The organism is Arthrobacter sp. NPDC058192 (assembly GCF_042883665.1).
In the GTDB taxonomy this organism is placed as follows: Bacteria; Actinomycetota; Actinomycetes; order Actinomycetales; family Micrococcaceae; genus Arthrobacter.
This window is the reverse complement of the sequence record NZ_JBHVVJ010000004.1, coordinates 174,948-192,097: the sequence shown is the minus strand read 5'-3', so window position 1 is coordinate 192,097 and position 17,150 is coordinate 174,948. Positions and strand designations below refer to the sequence as shown.

Here is a 17,150-nt window from a genome sequence, read left to right as displayed (position 1 = left end):
GGGTTGAGCGGTGAACACGTGTATTCATTCAGGATGCGAGGACGGCTCCTGCATCGCCTTTCGACAACGCCAGCACCGCGGTACCACCTCACTTACCGCCGTCGGCACGCACCTTTGACAAAGGGCTGCGCCGGCGTCGGCCGCTCATTACTGCTGTGACGGGCTTACCCGTCCGGTTCTACTGGTCCTGACACGCGCTGCGACTGCGCGGCACCGCACGCCGGGACGTTCTTCCGGAAGCTCACCGGTGATGGCCGGGTCAAAGCTGCTACCACGATGTTACCGGACTTTACGGATGGGGATTCGTAAAGTCCGGTAACCTGCGGGACCCCGGCCCGTTCTGCCGGAGGTCAGCGTCCGGCTGCCAGCATCCGGGGTCAGTGTCCGGGCTGCAGCTGGAAGCTCTGCGGCAGCTTCATGCCGGACTCGGCCATGACTTCGCGCAGCTCGTTCGGGTAGTCGGTGATCAGGCCGTCAACGCCCATGCCGATGAGCGTGCGCATGGTGGGCTTGTCGTCGACGGTCCACGGGATGACCTGCATTCGGGCCGCGTGTGCCCGGCGCACCATGTCCGCCGTGACGTACGGGACGTAGTTTGCGTCCGTCACGGTACCGTTCTGCGGCGTGCCGTGGACCGGGGAGATGGCTGTGAAGCCGAGGGAGGCCGCGGCCGCGACCAGGTCGCCGCCGAAGTCGTCGGCGTCGATTCCGCCGAGCCAGGGCGACTTCCCGGGTTGGCCGGCCTGCAGGAAGTCCTTGTTGGTCAGGGCCACGGTGGGGATCTGCGGCTGGCGCGCCTGGACCAGGCGCAGCGAGCCCCAGTCGAAGCTCTCGATCGAGACGCGGCTCTGCATGTGCGCCGCGTTGATCTCGCGCAGCGCGACATCCACGAACTGCTCGCGCGGGGCGGTTTCCTGCGGGGCGCCGGCCTCCACCTTGGTTTCGATATTGAACTTCACCTGGCTGGCGCGGTAGGAGTCCGCGAGCGCGAAGACCTCGGCCAGCGTGGGCATCTTGGCGCCCGGGGAAGCCTGCTGGCCGGGGAACTGCGGCTGGGTGAGCGAACCGCAGTCCAGGCTGCGGACCTGGGCGAACGTCAGGTCCTTGATGTATTTGCCGACGTAGGGGAACTGGGAATCGTTGGGAGTGACAGGAGCGGTGTCGCGGCACTTCGTATCGCTGATCTTGCGGTCATGGGTGATGACTTCCCGGCCGTCCTTGGTGATCTGGAGGTCAAGCTCGAGTGTGGATACGCCGGTCTCAATCCCCTTGGCAAAGGACGCCAGTGTGGACTCGACGGTGAGGCCGATGCCTCCGCGGTGCGCCTGGAGGTCGAAATGATTGCGGCTGCCTCCGCCATTGGCGCTGGCCGTGGCGTTGGTGTCCGCCGCCTGGGCCTGGGCAGAGGTGGTGAGCAGCAGGGCTGCGCTGAGTACGGCAGCGCCGAGCTTCATCGGGGTTCGCATGGGGAAGGGTCTCCACTCTGGTGGTGTGCAGTTGCACCAGCCACCGTGCCCCCTCACGGCCAATACCGGGCTACCGCAGCCTGACCGGCGGGCCACGCAGAGGTGAACGTCAGACGGCGACAACAGAGCCCTCCGCCGCCAAAAACTCCGCCGCCGGCGGCGGTCACTTCAAGGGCTTCCCGGCTTAGACTCTGGAGCATGGCAGGACCAACCATCGGCCGCAGTGCGCGGTCGCCGCGGCCTCGGCGCCGTTCCCGGGTGTGGCTCGTCGCGACAGTGCTGGCCGCGGCACCGGTGGCCACTGTGACGGTCTTCCGGGCCGTTCAGGTCGCGTGGCCACGGCCCGTGGTCCAACTGCTGTCCTTCACCCCTTGGCTGGTGATACCCGCCGCCGTCGGGGTGGCGTGCGCGGCATTGAGCCGCCGCGCCTGGCTGCTCGCCACGACGGCCTCGCTGCTCGCCGTGCAGCTGTTCTGGCTCTTCCCGTTAGGCCACGGCCGCCCGGCGCAGGCGGCGGACGTCCGGCGCGTTGAGCTGAAGGTGATGAACATCAACGCCCAGCTTGGCCAGGCGGACGCGGCCGAAATCGTCCGGCTGGTGCGGGACAACGGCATCGGGCTCCTTGCCGTCGAGGAATACACTCCCGGCCTGGAGGACCGGCTGGCGGCCGAGGGGATCGCCAGCCTGCTGCCGTACCGGATCAGCCGCCCGGACGGCCGCGCCTCCGGCGCCGCGGTCTACTCCCTGCACCCCGTCAAGCTCACCGGCGCCGTGCCGGATTCGCAGTTCCTGATGCCCATGGTCCGGCTGGACCTGGACTCCGCCGGCGATTCCGCGGGAGATTCCGCGGGCCACGCCTCCGTCGAGGTGACAATCGTGCATGCGAAACCGCCGGTGGACGCCGGAGTTGCGCGGTGGCGTCAGGATCTCGCAGCGCTCGGCACGGTGGCGGCACGCCCCGGGAACGTGGTCCTGATCGGTGACTTCAACGCCACCTACGATCACGCGGAGTTCCGCCGGCTCCTGTCCGGAGCCGGCGGAAGGCCGACGGTTGACGTCGGTGTTGCCACCGGATCACGCCTCATCCCCACCTGGCCGATGGACGGGCTGCCCCTGCCCGGAATCGCGATCGACCACATCCTCACCAACCCGGAGATCAGTGGCGCCGCCTACTCCGTCCACCCGGTGCCAGGAACCGACCACGCCGCCATTCTGGCGACCCTCAGCATTCCGGTGGAGCGTTAGGGCAGGGTCCGGCTAGCCTTCGCGGATCACCTTGAAGTTGGAGGCCTGGGCCACCGGGCGGATCACGATCTCGTCCAGGTTGACGTGGTGCGGGGCGGCGACGGCGTAGCGGACCACGTCTGCGACGTCCTCGGCGGTGAGCGGCTTCGCGACCCCGGCATAGACCTTGGCGGCCGCGTCCTGGTCACCGAGGCGGTTCAGCGCGAATTCCTCGGTGTAGACCATGCCGGGAGCAACCTCGATCACCCGCACGTTGTGCTCGGCCTCTTCGAGCCTCAGCGCGCCGGTCAGGGCGTGCTGGGCGAACTTGGCGGCGTTGTACCCGCCGCCGCCTTCATAGGCCGCGAGCCCCGCCGTCGAGGTCAGGTTCAGCACCGTGCCCTCGCCGCAGGCGCGCAGCATGGGCAGGAACGCGCGGATCAGCTTCATGCTGCCCAGCACGTTGACCTGGTACATCCACTCCCAGTCCTCGGTCTTGGCTTCGGCGACCTTGTCGGCACCGCGGGCCCCGCCCGCGATGTTGATCAGTGTGTCGATGCCGCCGGCCCGGGTCACCTCGTCCAGCAGCCGTGCCACGTCGGCGTCGTCGGACACATCGGCCGGAAGGGCAACGGCGCCGGTTTCGGCGGCCAGCACCTCGAGACGCTCGGCCCGGCGGGCGACGGCGAACACCGTCCAGCCTTCCTTCCGGAGCGCCCGCACAGTGGCTTCGCCGATACCGGTGCTGGCGCCGGTGACTACCGCAGCCTTGGCTGCTGTTGCATTGGTCTGGATTTCCTCAGTCATGGCACCACCCTAGTAGATGGGAACAGGGCCACAGCGGACCCTCCCGCAGATCCGGCGCGACCACCACAGACCCTCCCGCAGATCCGGCGCGACCACCACAGACCCTCCGGCGGATCTGGTAGGAATCTCAAGCACGGCCTATCTGGACGCCGTCACAACTGCGGGAGCGCCAGAGCCGTACCCACCACAACTGCGGGAGCGCCAGAGCCGACCCCGCCGGGGGGCTCGCTTGTGCGACGGGCACTGCCTGCCGTGGAAGAATTGACCCATGGCTGAAGACAAACAGGGTACAGACACGCCCACCACCGCCCCCATCAACGTTCCGGACAAGCCCGCCCTGGAGGGGCTGGAGGCCGCGCTCACGCAGCGCTGGCTTGACGAAGGGACCTACAGGTTCAACCCGGACACCACCCGGGAGCAGGTCTACTCGATCGACACGCCCCCGCCCACCGCGTCGGGATCCCTGCACGTCGGACACATGTTCTCCTACACGCAGACCGACGTCTTGGCCCGCTACCAGCGCATGACCGGCAAGAACGTCTTCTACCCCATGGGCTGGGACGACAACGGCCTGCCCACCGAACGCCGCGTCCAGAACTACTACGGCGTGCGCTGCGATCCGTCGATCGCCTACGACGCCGGCTACCGTCCCCCGGCCGAGCCCGCCAAGAACCAGCGCGACTTCGACGTCATCTCGCGCCGGAATTTCATCGAGCTGTGCGAAGAGCTCGCGGTCGAGGACGAGAAGGTCTTCGAGCACCTGTTCCAGACCTTGGGCCTGTCGGTGGACTGGAACCTGACCTACCGGACCATCGATGACAAGTCCCGTGCCATCTCCCAGCGCGCCTTCCTGGCCAACCTGGGCGCCGGGGATGCGTACATGGCCGAGGCTCCCACCCTGTGGGACGTCACCTTCCGCACCGCGGTGGCCCAGGCCGAGCTGGAGGACCGCGAAGTCGCCGGCGCGTACTACCGCTACCCGTTCTTCACCGCCGAGGGCGAGAAGATCTTCATCGAGACCACCCGGCCCGAACTGCTGGCCGCCTGCGCCGCGCTGGTGGCAAACCCCGACGACGCGCGTTACCAGCCGCTGTTCGGCAAGAAGGTCACTTCCCCCTTGTTCGGCGTCGAGGTTGAGGTCAAGGCCCATCCGCTGGCGAAGGCGGACAAGGGTTCGGGCATCGCCATGGTCTGCACCTTCGGTGACCTCACCGACGTCACCTGGTGGCGCGAACTGCAGCTGCCGACGCGCGCCATCGTGGGCCGCGACGGCCGCATCGCCGGTGAGACCCCGGAATGGATCACCACGGATGAGGGCCGCGCCAGCTTCGCCGCTATCGCCGGCAAGACCGTCTTCAGCGCCAAGGAAGCCGTGGTGGAGCTCCTGGCCGCCACGGATCTGCTCGACGGCGAGCCCAAGAAGATCATGCACCCGGTGAACTTCTTCGAGAAGGGCGACAAGCCCCTCGAGGTCGTCACCTCGCGCCAGTGGTACATCCGCAACGGCGGCCGGGACGAAGACCGCCGCGAACGGCTGATCGGCCGCGGCAACGACATCGAGTTCCACCCGTCCTTCATGCGCTCCCGCTACGAGAACTGGATCTCCGGACTGAACGGCGACTGGCTGGTGTCCCGCCAGCGCTTCTTCGGCGTGCCCGTGCCGGTCTGGTACCCGCTGGACGGCGACGGGAACCCCGACTACGACGCCCCGATCCTGCCCACGGACGCCCAGCTCCCCGTGGACCCGGCCGCCGACGCCGCGCCCGGATACGAGGAAGCCCAGCGCGACGTGCCGGGCGGCTTCACGGGCGACGCGGACGTCCTGGACACCTGGGCCACGTCCTCCCTGACCCCGCAGATCGTCGGCGGCTGGAGCACCGATGAGGCGCTCTTCGCCAAGGTCTACCCCTTCGACGTGCGCCCGCAGGGACACGACATCATCCGGACCTGGCTGTTCTCCTCCGCCGTCCGCGCCGACGCGCTCCAAAATACCGCACCATGGAAGCACGCCGCCATTTCCGGCTGGATCCTGGACCCGGACCGGAAGAAGATGTCCAAGTCCAAGGGCAACGTGATTGTCCCCACGGACGTGCTGGAAGAGTACGGCTCCGACGCCGTGCGCTACTGGGCGGCCTCGGCCCGGCTCGGTGCGGACACCGCCTACGAGATCGCGCAGATGAAGATCGGCCGCCGCCTGGCCATCAAGCTGCTCAACGCCTCCAAGTTCGTCCTGAACCTGGGCGCCACCGAGAATTCGGTCGTTTCCGGCGACCTGTCCGTGCTGACCAACCCTCTGGACAAGGCCGTGCTGGCCCAGCTCGCGGAGGTTGTCCAGCAGGCCACCAAGGCGTTCGAGAATTACGACTACGCCCGGGCCCTGCAGATCACGGAGAGCTTCTTCTGGAACTTCACCGATGACTACGTCGAGCTGATCAAGGACCGTGCCTACGGGGCTGCCGGCGAGGACCAGCAGGCTTCCGTGCTCGCCGCCCTGGCAACGAGCCTGGACACCCTGCTGCGGCTCTTCGCCCCGTTCCTGCCCTTCGCCACGGAGGAAGTCTGGGGCTGGTGGCGCACCGGTTCGGTGCACCGTGCGCCGTGGCCCTCCGCTGTGGAGGTCGACGGCGACACCACCCTGCTGGCGACCGTGGGGACCGCGCTGAGCGGCATCCGCAAAGCCAAGTCCGAGGCCAAGGTCAAGCAGCGCACCGAGGTGCTGTCCGCTGCCATCGCGGCCCCGGAAGCGATCATCACGCAGCTGAAGGCCGGGCTGGCCGACCTCAAGGCGGCGTCCAACGCGCGCGAACTCTCGCTGGTGGCCGGCGACGGCGAACTAAGCGTGAGCGACGTCGTCCTGGCCCCCGCCGAAGCTTAGCTGCCGAAGGCTTAGCCTATTGCCCGCTCGGGCCCCGTCCGGTCCAATCCGGACGGGGCCCGAGCTGTCCCTGCCCTCCGGGGCTGTTTTCTTCCGCGGTATTGATGGCCCACGCCGCGTTGACCAGCCCGATGTGGCTGAAGGCCTGAGGGAAGTTCCCCAGCAGCTCACCGGAGTCCGGTGCCACTTCCTCCGCCAGAAGGCCGAGGTCGTTGGCGAAGGCCGCCGCCCGTTCGAAGACTTCCCGTGCCCGCGACGTGAGGCCGGCCAAGGCCAGCGCGTGGGCGAGCCAAAAGGTGCACAGCAGGAAGGACCCTTCCTCACCGGTGAAACCGTCGGCGTTCCGGTAGCGGTGGACCAGGCCCCGCTCGTCGGTGAGGCGTGCCTCGATCGCCTCGATCGTGGCGAGCATCCCGGGGTCGTTGGCCGGCAGGAAGCCCACGATGGCCAGCAGCAGAGCGGAGGCGTCGAGGTCCTCGGATCCGTACGCCTGCGTGTACGCCCCGGCCGCCGTGTTCCAGCCGTGCTCCCGGATGGAGCCCGCCACCCGTTCGCGCTCGGCCTTCCACTGCGGCACCTTCTCCTCGGCCTGCAGCAGGGCTGCGAGAGCTACGGCGCGGTCCAGGGCCACCCAGCACATCAGTTTTGAATGCAGGTAGTGGCGTGGGGCGCCGCGGCTCTCCCAGATGCCCTGGTCCGGGGCCTGCCATTGCGCGGCGGCGATGTCCGCGGCCCGAACAAGAAACTGCCTGGTTCCCGGTCCTGCGTCCACGAGGAATTCCGGCAGCGTCGCGGCGGCGTCGAGCAGTTCGCCGTAAACATCCAGCTGGCGCTGGTTCCAGGCCCCGTTCCCGACCCGGACCGGCGCACTCCCCCGCCAGCCCGGCAGGTGGGGCAGCACGCGCTCGGTCAGGTCGCGTTCGCCGCCGACGCCGAACATGATCTGCAGCTCTGGCCCGTTGCCGGGCCGGCTGGCCGCCGCCGTGGCGGCTGCGGCCAGGAATCCGAAGAACCGGCCGGCCTCGTCCGGGCAGGCAGCCACCCAGAGAGCCTGCAGGGTCATGCTCGCGTCCCGCACCCAGGTGTACCGATAGTCCCAGTTCCGCGCCCCACCGGCAACTTCAGGCAACGACGTGGTGGCAGCAGCCACGATTGCACCGGTCGGGTAGAACGTCAGGGCCTGCAGAACGCGTCCGCTCACGCCGACCAGATCCTGCCACGGCCCCTGGTAACTCTGGTGCAGCGCGGACCAGCTGGTCCAGCCGTGCCGGGTATCGTCAAGACGGCGGCGGATTTCATCCTGGGTCCAGGGCGCCGGCGCGTCGCGGGTCGGGTCCAGGTGCTGCAGGGCGAAGCAGATCCGGTCCCCCGCCTGAAGCCGGAAGCGGCCCCGCCCGACATGCCCCTCGACCTCCAGCGGCCCGGGCGCCGAGAGGACCAGCACCTCGCTGGCGTCCTGGGGCGTGCCGCCCCGGGACGGGCCGTCGCCGCCCTGCACGACCAGAAGCCGGTGCCCGTCGGCAACGAGACGCGGCGGGTCCGCGGCATATCCAGGCCGGGGCGCGAAGACGACCTCAATCTCCACCTCGCCCGAACTGCAGTGCACCTGGCGCACAAGGGTGCCGGGCACGTCCGCGCCGAGGTCATGGCCGCGCCTGCCGTCGCCAAGGACCAACGCGTCCGTTACGACGGCAACGCCCTGGACCTGCGTGTGCACCGTTTCGAGCACCATGGTTGAGTCGACGTAGCGGCGGGTGACGGAGGACTCCCCCAGCGGCCTGACGGCCCAGTGTCCGGCCTCCGCACCCAGGAGACGGGCGAACGCGGAGGGACTGTCGAAGCGCGGGAAGCATAGCCAGTCCACCGAGCCGGAGACACTCACGAGGGCGGCGGAGCGGCAGTCCGAGAGAAGCGCGTAGTTCGCGATGGGCTCGCTCGTCATCAGACCACCCGCCTTTGGCATCCCGCACTTTGGGCAAATTCCTGGGCCGCATTTTTGGACCATTTTATTGGGCCGGATTTTGGGCAAAGGGGAAGCCCCATCAGCGTTAGCCGTTGGTGGGGCTTCGACTTTTTTCGATTATCACGTGACGTCTTAGATAATCTGGCGGGATCCTCGGACTTTCAGGTCTTCCTACCTCGTCACCGGTAGCCATCATCCGGCTTTGCCGAAGGCTGCGTCGGATGAGTGTCACTGAATCTTTGGTTCCTGCGTCCCGCTTCTTTCGAGGTGGGTAAGAACTATTGTTCTCCGCGGCCAAGGCACATACAAGGGGCCGGGAAGAACTACATACCAGTAATTCTTCCCGGCCCCCGGAGAGCGCTGGCAGCGGCTCAACCCACGACGGGGATCAGTCGAAGACGGGGCTTTCGGTCCGGCTGCGCTTGATTTCAAAGAAGTACGGGAAGGATGCCAGCGTGACGGCGGCGTCCCAGATGCGTCCGGCCTCCTCGCCGCGCGGGATGCGGGTCAGGACCGGGCCGAAGAAGGCGGTGCCGTTGAAGGCGACCACCGGGGTGCCGACGTCCTGGCCCACCAGGGAGATCCCGGCGTCGTGGCTGGCCCGCAGCTGGGCATCGAATTCGTCCGACTTGCCTGCCGCGGCGAGCCCTGCAGGCAGCCCGGCCTCGGCCAGGGACTTGGTGATGACCTCGTCGAAGTCCTTGATGCCCTCGTTGTGGATCTTGGTGCCCATGGAGTCGTAGAGCGGCTTGATGTACTCGGCGCCATGCTGTTCGGCGGCGGCAATGATGACGCGGACCGGGCCCCACGCCTTCTTCATAAGCTCTCTGTAGTTCTCGGGCAGCTCCTCGCGGCCCTCGTTCAGCACGGCCAGGCTCATCACGTGCCAGTCGGTCTTGATGTCGCGGACTTCTTCCACTTCGCCGATCCAGCGGGAGGTTACCCAGGCGAAGGGGCACAGCGGGTCGAACCAGAAATCGGCCTTGTTGGAAGCAGCTTCAGGCACAGGAGTCTCCTTAAGGAAGTCGTCAGGACGGTGCGTCCGGGCACAGGCAACCCGTTAGGGCATGGCACGCCTCAGGCGCGCTGTTAATACTCAGCGGAAAACTAAGCTGATTTATTCCGGCGCTTGGCGACGACGTCGTGGGCGATCATCGTGGGCGCCGACTTCTTGGCCACCACATCGGCAGTGATCACAACGCTGGCGATGTCCTCGCGGCTGGGGAGGTCGAACATGACAGGAAGCAGCACTTCCTCCATGATGGCCCGGAGCCCGCGGGCACCCGTGCCCCGTTCCAGCGCCTGGTCGGCGATCATGTTCAACGCGTCGTCGTCGAAGACCAGTTCGACGCCGTCGAGCTGGAACATCTTCTGGTACTGCTTGACGAGGGCATTCTTCGGGGTGGACAGGATCTGGATCAGCGCCGCACGGTCCAGGTTGGACACGGTGGTGATGACGGGAAGCCGGCCGATGAATTCGGGGATCAGGCCGAACTTGAGCAGGTCCTCGGGCATGACTTCGCCGTACGAATCCGTGGTGTTCTTGACCTCGTTGAGCGGGGCGCCAAAGCCGATGCCCTTGCGTCCGGAGCGCGAGCCGATGATGTCCTCGAGTCCCGCGAAGGCGCCGGCCACGATGAACAGCACGTTGGTGGTGTCAATCTGGATGAATTCCTGGTGCGGATGCTTGCGTCCACCCTGCGGCGGCACGGACGCGACGGTCCCCTCGAGAATCTTCAGGAGCGCCTGCTGCACACCCTCGCCCGAGACGTCCCGGGTGATGGACGGGTTCTCGCTCTTGCGTGAGATCTTGTCGATTTCATCGATGTAGATGATCCCCTGCTCGGCCTTCTTGACGTCATAGTCGGCGGCCTGGATGAGTTTGAGGAGAATGTTCTCCACGTCCTCGCCGACATAGCCGGCCTCGGTCAGGGCCGTGGCGTCGGCCACCGCGAACGGGACGTTGAGCCGGCGCGCCAGGGTTTGGGCCAGGTACGTCTTGCCGCAGCCGGTGGGGCCGATCAGGAGGATGTTGGACTTGGCGATCTCGACGTCGTCGTGGTGGCCGCCGTCGGCAAGGCTTCCGCTCTTCGGCGCGTGGCCGGCCTGGATCCGCTTGTAGTGGTTGTACACCGCCACGGCGAGCGAACGCTTGGCGGGTTCCTGCCCGATCACGTACTCCTGCAGGAAATCAAAGATCTCGCGGGGCTTGGGCAGTTCGAAACTGCCCAGGTCGGCTACTTCGGCGAGCTCTTCTTCGATGATCTCGTTGCAGAGTTCGATGCACTCGTCGCAGATGTAGACGCCGGGCCCGGCAATGAGCTTGCGAACCTGCTTCTGGCTCTTTCCGCAGAAAGAACACTTCAGCAGATCAGTGCTCTCGCCAATCCGAGCCATGTGTGAACCCCTTTAGTAGCTTGCTGCTGGCTGTGACATGTTCCACTCTAGGTCACTTTGGGCCCGTTAGGTGGAATGCGAACGCCGGTGCGGCCAATTGACGGTGCCGCACCGGCGTCGCGGTTTATTGATTAGCGGGCGATTGCCTGGGGCTTGATCTTGCGTGAATCCAGGACCTGGTCGATGAGGCCGTAGTTCATGGCCTCGGCGGCGGTGAGGATCTTGTCCCGCTCGATGTCATTGTTGACCTGCTCCGGCGTGCGGCCGGAGTGCTTGGCCAGCGTGTCCTCGAGCCAGGAGCGCATGCGCATCACTTCTGCGGCCTGGATCTCCAGGTCGGACGCCTGGCCGCCCTGGCCGCCGGAGAGCGACGGCTGGTGGATCAGGACCCGGGCGTTGGGCAGGGCCAGGCGCTTGCCCGGCGTGCCGGCGGCGAGCAGCACCGCGGCTGCGCTGGCCGCCTGGCCGAGGCAGACGGTCTGGATCTCGGGCCGGATGTACGTCATGGTGTCGTAGATCGCGGTCATGGCGGTGAAGGAGCCGCCCGGCGAGTTGATGTACAGCGTGATGTCGCGGTCCGGGTCGGTGGATTCGAGCACCAGCAGCTGTGCCATGATGTCATCGGCCGAGGCGTCGTCAACCTGGACGCCCAGGAAGATGATGCGGTCCTCGAACAGTTTGGTGTACGGGTCCTGGCGCTTGAAGCCGTAGGGCGTGCGCTCTTCGAACTGCGGCAGGACGTAGCGGCTGCTCGGCAGGTTTCCGGCAGTCGATCCGAAGTTGTAGTTCATGTTCATTGCTCCTGAAGTCATTTCTTGCTACCTGCCGGTCAGTTCTCGGAAGGGGAGCCGTTGCCGTTGGCGTTCGTGCCGCCGCCACCGGCCACAGATCCCGCGTGCGCGGCGATCTTGTCGAAGAAGCCGTATTCGAGGGCTTCCGTGGCCGTGAACCATTTGTCACGGTCGTTGTCCTTGAGGATGGTCTCCACGGTCTGCCCGGTCTGGTCGGCAGTAAGGTCGGCCATGACCTTCTTCATGTGCAGGATCAGCTCGGCCTGGATCTTGATGTCCGACGCCGTGCCGCCGATGCCGCCGGAGGGCTGGTGCATGAGGATGCGGGCGTTGGGGGTCGCGTAGCGCTTGCCCTTGGTGCCGGAGGAGAGCAGGAACTGGCCCATGGAGGCGGCCAGGCCGGTTGCCACGGTGACAACATCGTTCGGGATGAACTGCATGGTGTCATAGATGGCCATGCCGGCGGTCACGGAGCCGCCAGGTGAGTTGATGTAGAGGTAGATGTCCTTTTCAGGGTTCTCCGCCGAAAGCAGCAGCAGCTGCGAGCAGATCGCGTTGGCGTTCTCGTCACGGACCTCGGAGCCGAGCCAGATGATGCGCTCTTTCAGCAGGCGGTTGTAAATGTAGTTATCCTGGGCTGCCGGATCGACCGTGGCCATCCGGGGTTCCCCTGCGTGCTGTGACATATATACTTACCTCTCGCTGGCGACGGTGACGTTACTGTTCAACATCACTGAACTTTCCTACATGGACACTAACCGTTTTCAGTACCCGTTTGTTCGCTGGCGCGGGGCTGTTCGCTGACGGCGCACGATTGCCCGGGTCCGTGCGCCGGGTCGGTCAGGGCGTTAAAACAGACGGCCCCCGGATCGGTGATCCGGGGGCCGTCTGCGGTACTGCCAGACCTCGGCGGTAAGGCTAGAACTTCACAGCTGCGGGGTCATCGCTCGGCACGGTCTCGGCGGCTCCAGCTTCCTCGGAAGCGTCTTCCTCAACGGACTCAGCGGCGGCCGGGGCCTCGTCGCCGGGGCGGACGAAGTCGCTCAGGTCAACCTTGTTGCCCTCGGAGTCGGTGACCTCGGCCTGGCCGAGGACGACGGCCAGGGCCTTGCGGCGGCGGACCTCGGAAACCATCATGGGCACCTGGCCGCTCTGATCAATGATCTGGGCGAACTGGTTCGGGTCCATGCCGTACTGGCTGGCGGTGGTGACGATGTAGTCGATCAGCTCGTTCTGGCTGACGTTGACTTCTTCCTTTTCGGCAATCGCGTCAAGGATGATCTCGTTCTGGAAGGCGCGCTCGGTGTTGGCCTTGACCTCGGCGCGGTGCTCCTCGGTGTCGTGCTCGCCTTCGCCGTGGGCGTTCTCGGCGTTGAAGTGCTGCTCGAGCTGCTCTTCAACGATCGATTCCGGCACGGGGACCGTGACGAGCTCAACGAGCTTGTCCAGGACCTTGTCGCGGGCCTCGACGCCCTGCTCGACAACCTTGGAGTCGGCGGCCTGCTTGGCGAGGTCCTCGCGGAGTTCGGCAAGTGTGTCGAATTCGCTGGCGAGCTGGGCGAAGTCGTCGTCGGCAACCGGAAGCTCGCGCTCCTTGACGGCCTTGACCGTCACCTTGACCTGGGCCGACTCGCCGGCGTGCTCGCCACCCACCAGGGTGGTGTCGAAGATGGCGTCCTCGTCGGCGCTGAGGCCGGTGACGGCCTCGTCGAGGCCTTCGAGCATGGTGCCTGCGCCGACCTGGTAGGACAGGCCGGAGGCGGAGTCCACCTCGGCGCCGTCGATGGTGGCTGCGATGTCGATGGTCAGGAAGTCGCCATCGGCGGCGGGACGGTCAACGCTCTTCAGGGTGCCGAAGCGGCCGCGGAGCTCGTCGAGGGCCTTGTCAACGTCGGCGTCGGAGGACTCGGCTGCTGCAACCTCAACCTTGATGCCGGCGTATTCGGGCAGCTCGATCTCGGGGCGGACGTCAACCTCGGCGTGGAACTTGAGCTCACCCTCGGTGGCGGACGGGTCGGGAACTTCGGTGATCTCGACCTCGGGACGGCTCAGCGGACGGATGCCGGTTTCCTGCACGGCAGCCTGGTACCAGCCGTTGAGGCCTTCGTTGATGGCCGTCTCCAGGACGTAGCCGCGGCCAACGCGCTGGTCGATGAGCTTGGAGGGGACCTTGCCCTTGCGGAACCCGGGGACCTGGATCTGCGAAGCAACAGTCTTGTATGCCTCTGCGATGCTGGGCTTCAGTTCCTCAAAGGGGACCTCAACATTGAGCTTGACCCGCGTGGGGGTGAGGTTCTCGACAGCGCTCTTCACAGTCTAAGTACTCCTGGTGTGGGGGAATGGGGTTCTGCGCTGCCACGTGCTGGCAGTGCTTGCAGAGTCGGGGTGACAGGATTTGAACCTGCGACTTCCTGCTCCCAAAGCAGGCGCTCTAGCCAAGCTGAGCTACACCCCGTAAGTGCACAGAACAGTCTACGGTGATACTGCGACGATTTGCACATTTGACACCGGGGCCCTGCATTAGGTTTAGTTATATCCGGCTTGGACAGCCACCCGGAAGTTTTGCTGGATTTCCAGCATCGCCCCGGGGACGTAGCTTAATGGTAAAGCCTCAGTCTTCCAAACTGATTACGCGGGTTCGATTCCCGTCGTCCCCTCCACGCATTCGCAAGGGCCCCTCCTCGGAGGGGCCTTTTTCGTCACTCCGGATCTGACCCGGGGCGCGGTCCGGGGCTACTTCGACACGGACACGCCGCACATAGCGGACCCAGGGGCCGGAATCGTGCCCAAAGACGCCCCGGACGGACGCTGGCCCACGTCGGGTCCGTTCCCTGGTCTCAGGGCTGCTGGCACTGCGGGCACCAGTACAGCTTCCGGGCGCCCAGTTCCGTGAGTGCCACGGGCGTGCCGCACTTCCGGCAGTCCAGGCCGTGCCGGCGGTAGACGAAGTGGGCCATGTCCGGATCCGGAAGCACAGCAGGATCTGGAAGCCCGGCCCCCGGACCCGCCGGCGTCCCCTGGACCGGCCGGTGCCGCGAAGTCCCGCCCCAATATTGCGGCGGCGTCGTAATAATCCGGCCGTCGCGGACGCCATCGGCCATGAGGGCGGCGGTGTCATCCCAGAGCCGGCCGGCTGCCTCCGGCGACAGGCCGGCTCCGGGCAGCCACGGGTTGAGGCGCCGCCTGAACAGCAGTTCGGCACGGTAGACGTTCCCGACGCCGGCAATCACCTTCTGGTCCATGAGCAGGGACGCCACGGGCGTGCGTTTGGCCGCCAGCGTGGCGGCAAAAGCCTCCCGGTCCCCCGGCAGGTTGCGCAGCGGATCTGGACCAAGGCGGGCCAGGACGGCTGCGGCTTCCGCCCCGGTGATCGCCTCACAGGTGGTGGCGCCGCGCAGGTCCGCCCAGCCATGCCCGCTCACCAGCCGCACCCGGACGGCGCCCACCGGCTCCGGCGGCCCTGCGTAGGCAGACGACGCAGCCGGCACACCGCCGGCGGGACCGGCGTCGTCGTAGACCTCACGCTCCCCCACCTTGCGGGGCGCACCGATGGTGGACGCGCCGCGGAAGGTGGCGTCCCCGCCGAAATCCCAGGCCCCGTAGAGGCCCAGGTGGACGTGCAGGACAAGATCGTGCTCGAAGTCGAGGAAGAGGTGCTTGCCGTGGGCGGTGGCGGCGGTCAGAACGTGGCCGTCCAGCAGGGCGGCACCGTCGGCGAACCGGCCCTGCGGACTGGAGACCGCCAATCCCTCCCCCGCGAAAACGTCACCGAACTGGCGCGCCAGGCGGTGGACGGAGTGCCCTTCCGGCACTACTGGACAACCTCGCCGGTGCGCTCGTAGGTGGCGATCTTACCGATCCGGCGGACATGGCGCTCGTCATGGCTGAACGGCTCCGCCAGGAAGGCCTCGATGATGGTTGTCGCCTCGTCCACGCTGTGCTGGCGGCCGCCGACGGCCACCACGTTGGCGTCATTGTGCTGGCGGGCGAGCTGTGCGGTGGACAGGTTCCACGCCAGTGCGGCGCGGACGCCCTTGACCTTGTTGGCCGCAATCTGCTCGCCGTTGCCGGAGCCGCCGAGGACGATGCCCAGGGCATGGGTGCCGGCTTCCTGGTCCGCTACGACGGCAAGGGCTGCGTTAATGCAGAACGAGGGGTAGTCATCCAGGGCGTCGTAGACCTTGGGTCCGTGGTCCACCACCTCGAAGCCCTTTGCGCTGAGGTGGCTGACAAGGTGGGCGCTGAGCTCCATTCCGGCGTGGTCGGTGGCAATGTGCACGCGGGGGAAGTCAGATGTGGTCACGGCGATTCCGTTCGGTTGCGGCGGCGCGCGGCGGCCGGGGGCGGTTGGGGGCTGGTCCAAGCCTACTAGCCCGAGCCTTACGCAACCGGCGTTCCGCCGTTCCGCCGGGCCCGGTCCGCCACCCGGGAAAGGGTCCGGGCCATGTGGTCCGCCATGGCGGCACTTCCGCTGCTCACCGCCAGCCGGCGGCCGTCGGAGCGGTCCACCACCACGGCAGGGCCGCTGCTGACCAGCATCGCCGTGGTGCTGCCGTGGATCCGGTACCCCCATCCGCCGTAGTCTGCCGCCCGGACCTCCCGGGCCGTGGCGGCGTCGATGGCCGCGGCTGGGACGTTCATGACACGGACGAAGCCCGCCGCATAGACCTGCAGTCCGCCGCGGTCAACCCGGATTCGGGCAAACAGGAATGCCGCGGCCACCAGGGCGCCGGCCACGAGGACCGCGGACAGCCAGGGCACCGCGATGCTGAGGAGGGCGGCGGGCAGCAGTGTGGCGATGCCGAGCATCACGAAGATGGAGCTGCGGGCGTGGACCCAGAGGCTGGCGAGGTCCCTGGCCAGATCGGGGTCACGTTCGCGCTCGACGGCCTGCCGTATGGCGCGATCGTCATCGATTGACCAGCGTTCGTCGGCCTTGAAGACCATGCCCATGACGAAGCCCATGGCGAGGGCCGCGCCGCTTCCCAAGGCCAGGACGGTGGCATCGACATGGGATTCCCGGGCATCGGGCAGTCCCAGCTGGCCCACAAGCACTGCGGCGAGGACGGTGGTCATGAACAGGCTCATGGAGAAGCCAGCCCCCATCATGATGCGGCGCATCATGGCGGGGCGGGACAGCGGCACGGCCTGCAGCAGGACCGCCCAGCCCACCACCACAATCAGCGCGGCGCCTGCACTGGTCACGGCGGCGAAGGGCGCGAAGTCGGCGGCACCGGCGTCGGTCCAGCGCACGGCCAGGGGCTCGGGAAGATCGTGCTTCACCAGAAACGCGCACACCACGAATCCAGCCGCCAGCATCAGGGGAAACCCGATGGCAAAGCGCAGCGCCCTGCCGTCAACTGAGTCCCGAAACTTTCCCATGCTCCAACGCTACCCCGGGCAGGCCTGCCCTGATCAGGGCCGTCCGCACCGGCAGGCGGCTCGGGTGGCAGGCGGCTGGGGCGGCAGGCGGCTCGGGTGGCAGGCGGCTGGGGGCTTCCGGCGGCAGGAGCCGGCCCACCGGGGTTCCGGCGTGGCAGGGTCCGGAAACATTGTGACCGGGACAACTTGCCACGGGCCAATGACGTGAAAGAATAATTTCACAGTATCGCCGGCGGCTGCGGCCG

13 protein-coding genes and 2 tRNA genes are annotated in these 17,150 nt (G+C 67.0%); 3 read left to right on the top strand and 12 right to left on the bottom strand.

Going from position 1 to position 17,150, the window contains the following annotated elements; translation table 11 throughout:
- Positions 1 to 377: 377 nt before the first annotated feature.
- Positions 378 to 1,466, bottom strand: coding sequence for a glycerophosphodiester phosphodiesterase (locus tag ACFVVK_RS05970; protein WP_390264774.1), 1,089 nt, complete (start codon positions 1,464 to 1,466; stop codon positions 378 to 380).
- A gap of 198 nt (positions 1,467 to 1,664) precedes the next feature.
- On the opposite strand from ACFVVK_RS05970, the gene ACFVVK_RS05965 reads away from it, so the two are divergent.
- Complete coding sequence (locus tag ACFVVK_RS05965; protein WP_390264771.1) at positions 1,665 to 2,711, top strand: endonuclease/exonuclease/phosphatase family protein; 1,047 nt, start codon at positions 1,665 to 1,667, stop codon at positions 2,709 to 2,711.
- A gap of 12 nt (positions 2,712 to 2,723) precedes the next feature.
- Here ACFVVK_RS05965 and ACFVVK_RS05960 read toward each other — a convergent pair whose 3' ends face one another.
- Positions 2,724 to 3,497, bottom strand: coding sequence for an SDR family oxidoreductase (locus ACFVVK_RS05960; RefSeq protein WP_390264768.1), 774 nt, complete (start codon positions 3,495 to 3,497; stop codon positions 2,724 to 2,726).
- 268 nt (positions 3,498 to 3,765) lie between these two features.
- Between ACFVVK_RS05960 and valS the strand changes: the two genes are divergently transcribed.
- Entirely contained in the window at positions 3,766 to 6,372 is a 2,607-nt protein-coding gene (valS, locus tag ACFVVK_RS05955; protein ID WP_390264766.1) for a valine--tRNA ligase, read from the top strand.
- 16 nt (positions 6,373 to 6,388) lie between these two features.
- Here the strand turns inward: valS and ACFVVK_RS05950 are convergent, their stop codons facing one another.
- The 7 genes from ACFVVK_RS05950 to ACFVVK_RS05920 all read right to left on the bottom strand — a co-directional run bounded on the left by ACFVVK_RS05950 (position 6,389) and on the right by ACFVVK_RS05920 (position 13,978).
- Positions 6,389 to 8,314, bottom strand: coding sequence for a glycoside hydrolase family 15 protein (locus tag ACFVVK_RS05950; protein WP_390264763.1), 1,926 nt, complete (start codon positions 8,312 to 8,314; stop codon positions 6,389 to 6,391).
- A gap of 409 nt (positions 8,315 to 8,723) precedes the next feature.
- Positions 8,724 to 9,341: a DsbA family protein gene (locus ACFVVK_RS05945; protein ID WP_390264760.1), complete on the bottom strand. Its 618-nt coding sequence runs from the start codon at positions 9,339 to 9,341 to the stop codon at positions 8,724 to 8,726.
- A gap of 101 nt (positions 9,342 to 9,442) precedes the next feature.
- Positions 9,443 to 10,732 carry an ATP-dependent Clp protease ATP-binding subunit ClpX gene (clpX, locus tag ACFVVK_RS05940; RefSeq protein WP_390264757.1) on the bottom strand — a complete coding sequence of 430 codons (1,290 nt, stop codon included), beginning with the start codon at positions 10,730 to 10,732 and terminating at the stop codon, positions 9,443 to 9,445.
- Positions 10,733 to 10,863: 131 nt separating this feature from the next.
- The gene (locus ACFVVK_RS05935) at positions 10,864 to 11,523 is read right to left on the bottom strand and encodes an ATP-dependent Clp protease proteolytic subunit (RefSeq protein ID WP_090953754.1); all 660 of its coding nucleotides are present in this window, start codon (positions 11,521 to 11,523) and stop codon (positions 10,864 to 10,866) included.
- 38 nt (positions 11,524 to 11,561) lie between these two features.
- On the bottom strand, positions 11,562 to 12,182 hold the full coding sequence (locus ACFVVK_RS05930) for an ATP-dependent Clp protease proteolytic subunit (protein ID WP_390265022.1): 621 nt from the start codon (positions 12,180 to 12,182) through the stop codon (positions 11,562 to 11,564).
- Positions 12,183 to 12,441: 259 nt separating this feature from the next.
- Positions 12,442 to 13,836: a trigger factor gene (tig, locus tag ACFVVK_RS05925; protein WP_390264754.1), complete on the bottom strand. Its 1,395-nt coding sequence runs from the start codon at positions 13,834 to 13,836 to the stop codon at positions 12,442 to 12,444.
- A 67-nt stretch (positions 13,837 to 13,903) separates the two neighbouring features.
- Positions 13,904 to 13,978: transfer RNA gene (locus ACFVVK_RS05920), tRNA-Pro, on the bottom strand.
- A 131-nt stretch (positions 13,979 to 14,109) separates the two neighbouring features.
- On the opposite strand from ACFVVK_RS05920, the gene ACFVVK_RS05915 reads away from it, so the two are divergent.
- A tRNA-Gly gene (locus tag ACFVVK_RS05915) sits at positions 14,110 to 14,183 on the top strand.
- Positions 14,184 to 14,360: 177 nt separating this feature from the next.
- Here ACFVVK_RS05915 and ACFVVK_RS05910 read toward each other — a convergent pair.
- The 3 genes from ACFVVK_RS05910 to ACFVVK_RS05900 all read right to left on the bottom strand — a co-directional run bounded on the left by ACFVVK_RS05910 (position 14,361) and on the right by ACFVVK_RS05900 (position 16,905).
- The gene (locus ACFVVK_RS05910; protein WP_390264751.1) at positions 14,361 to 15,335 is read right to left on the bottom strand and encodes an Fpg/Nei family DNA glycosylase; all 975 of its coding nucleotides are present in this window, start codon (positions 15,333 to 15,335) and stop codon (positions 14,361 to 14,363) included.
- A complete protein-coding gene (locus tag ACFVVK_RS05905) occupies positions 15,335 to 15,826 on the bottom strand; it encodes a ribose-5-phosphate isomerase (RefSeq protein ID WP_390264748.1) in 492 nt (163 codons plus the stop codon). The genes ACFVVK_RS05910 and ACFVVK_RS05905 overlap by 1 nt, the downstream gene beginning before the upstream one ends.
- 77 nt (positions 15,827 to 15,903) lie before the next feature.
- Positions 15,904 to 16,905: a hypothetical protein gene (locus ACFVVK_RS05900; RefSeq protein WP_390264745.1), complete on the bottom strand. Its 1,002-nt coding sequence runs from the start codon at positions 16,903 to 16,905 to the stop codon at positions 15,904 to 15,906.
- Between the last annotated feature and the right edge of the window lie 245 nt (positions 16,906 to 17,150).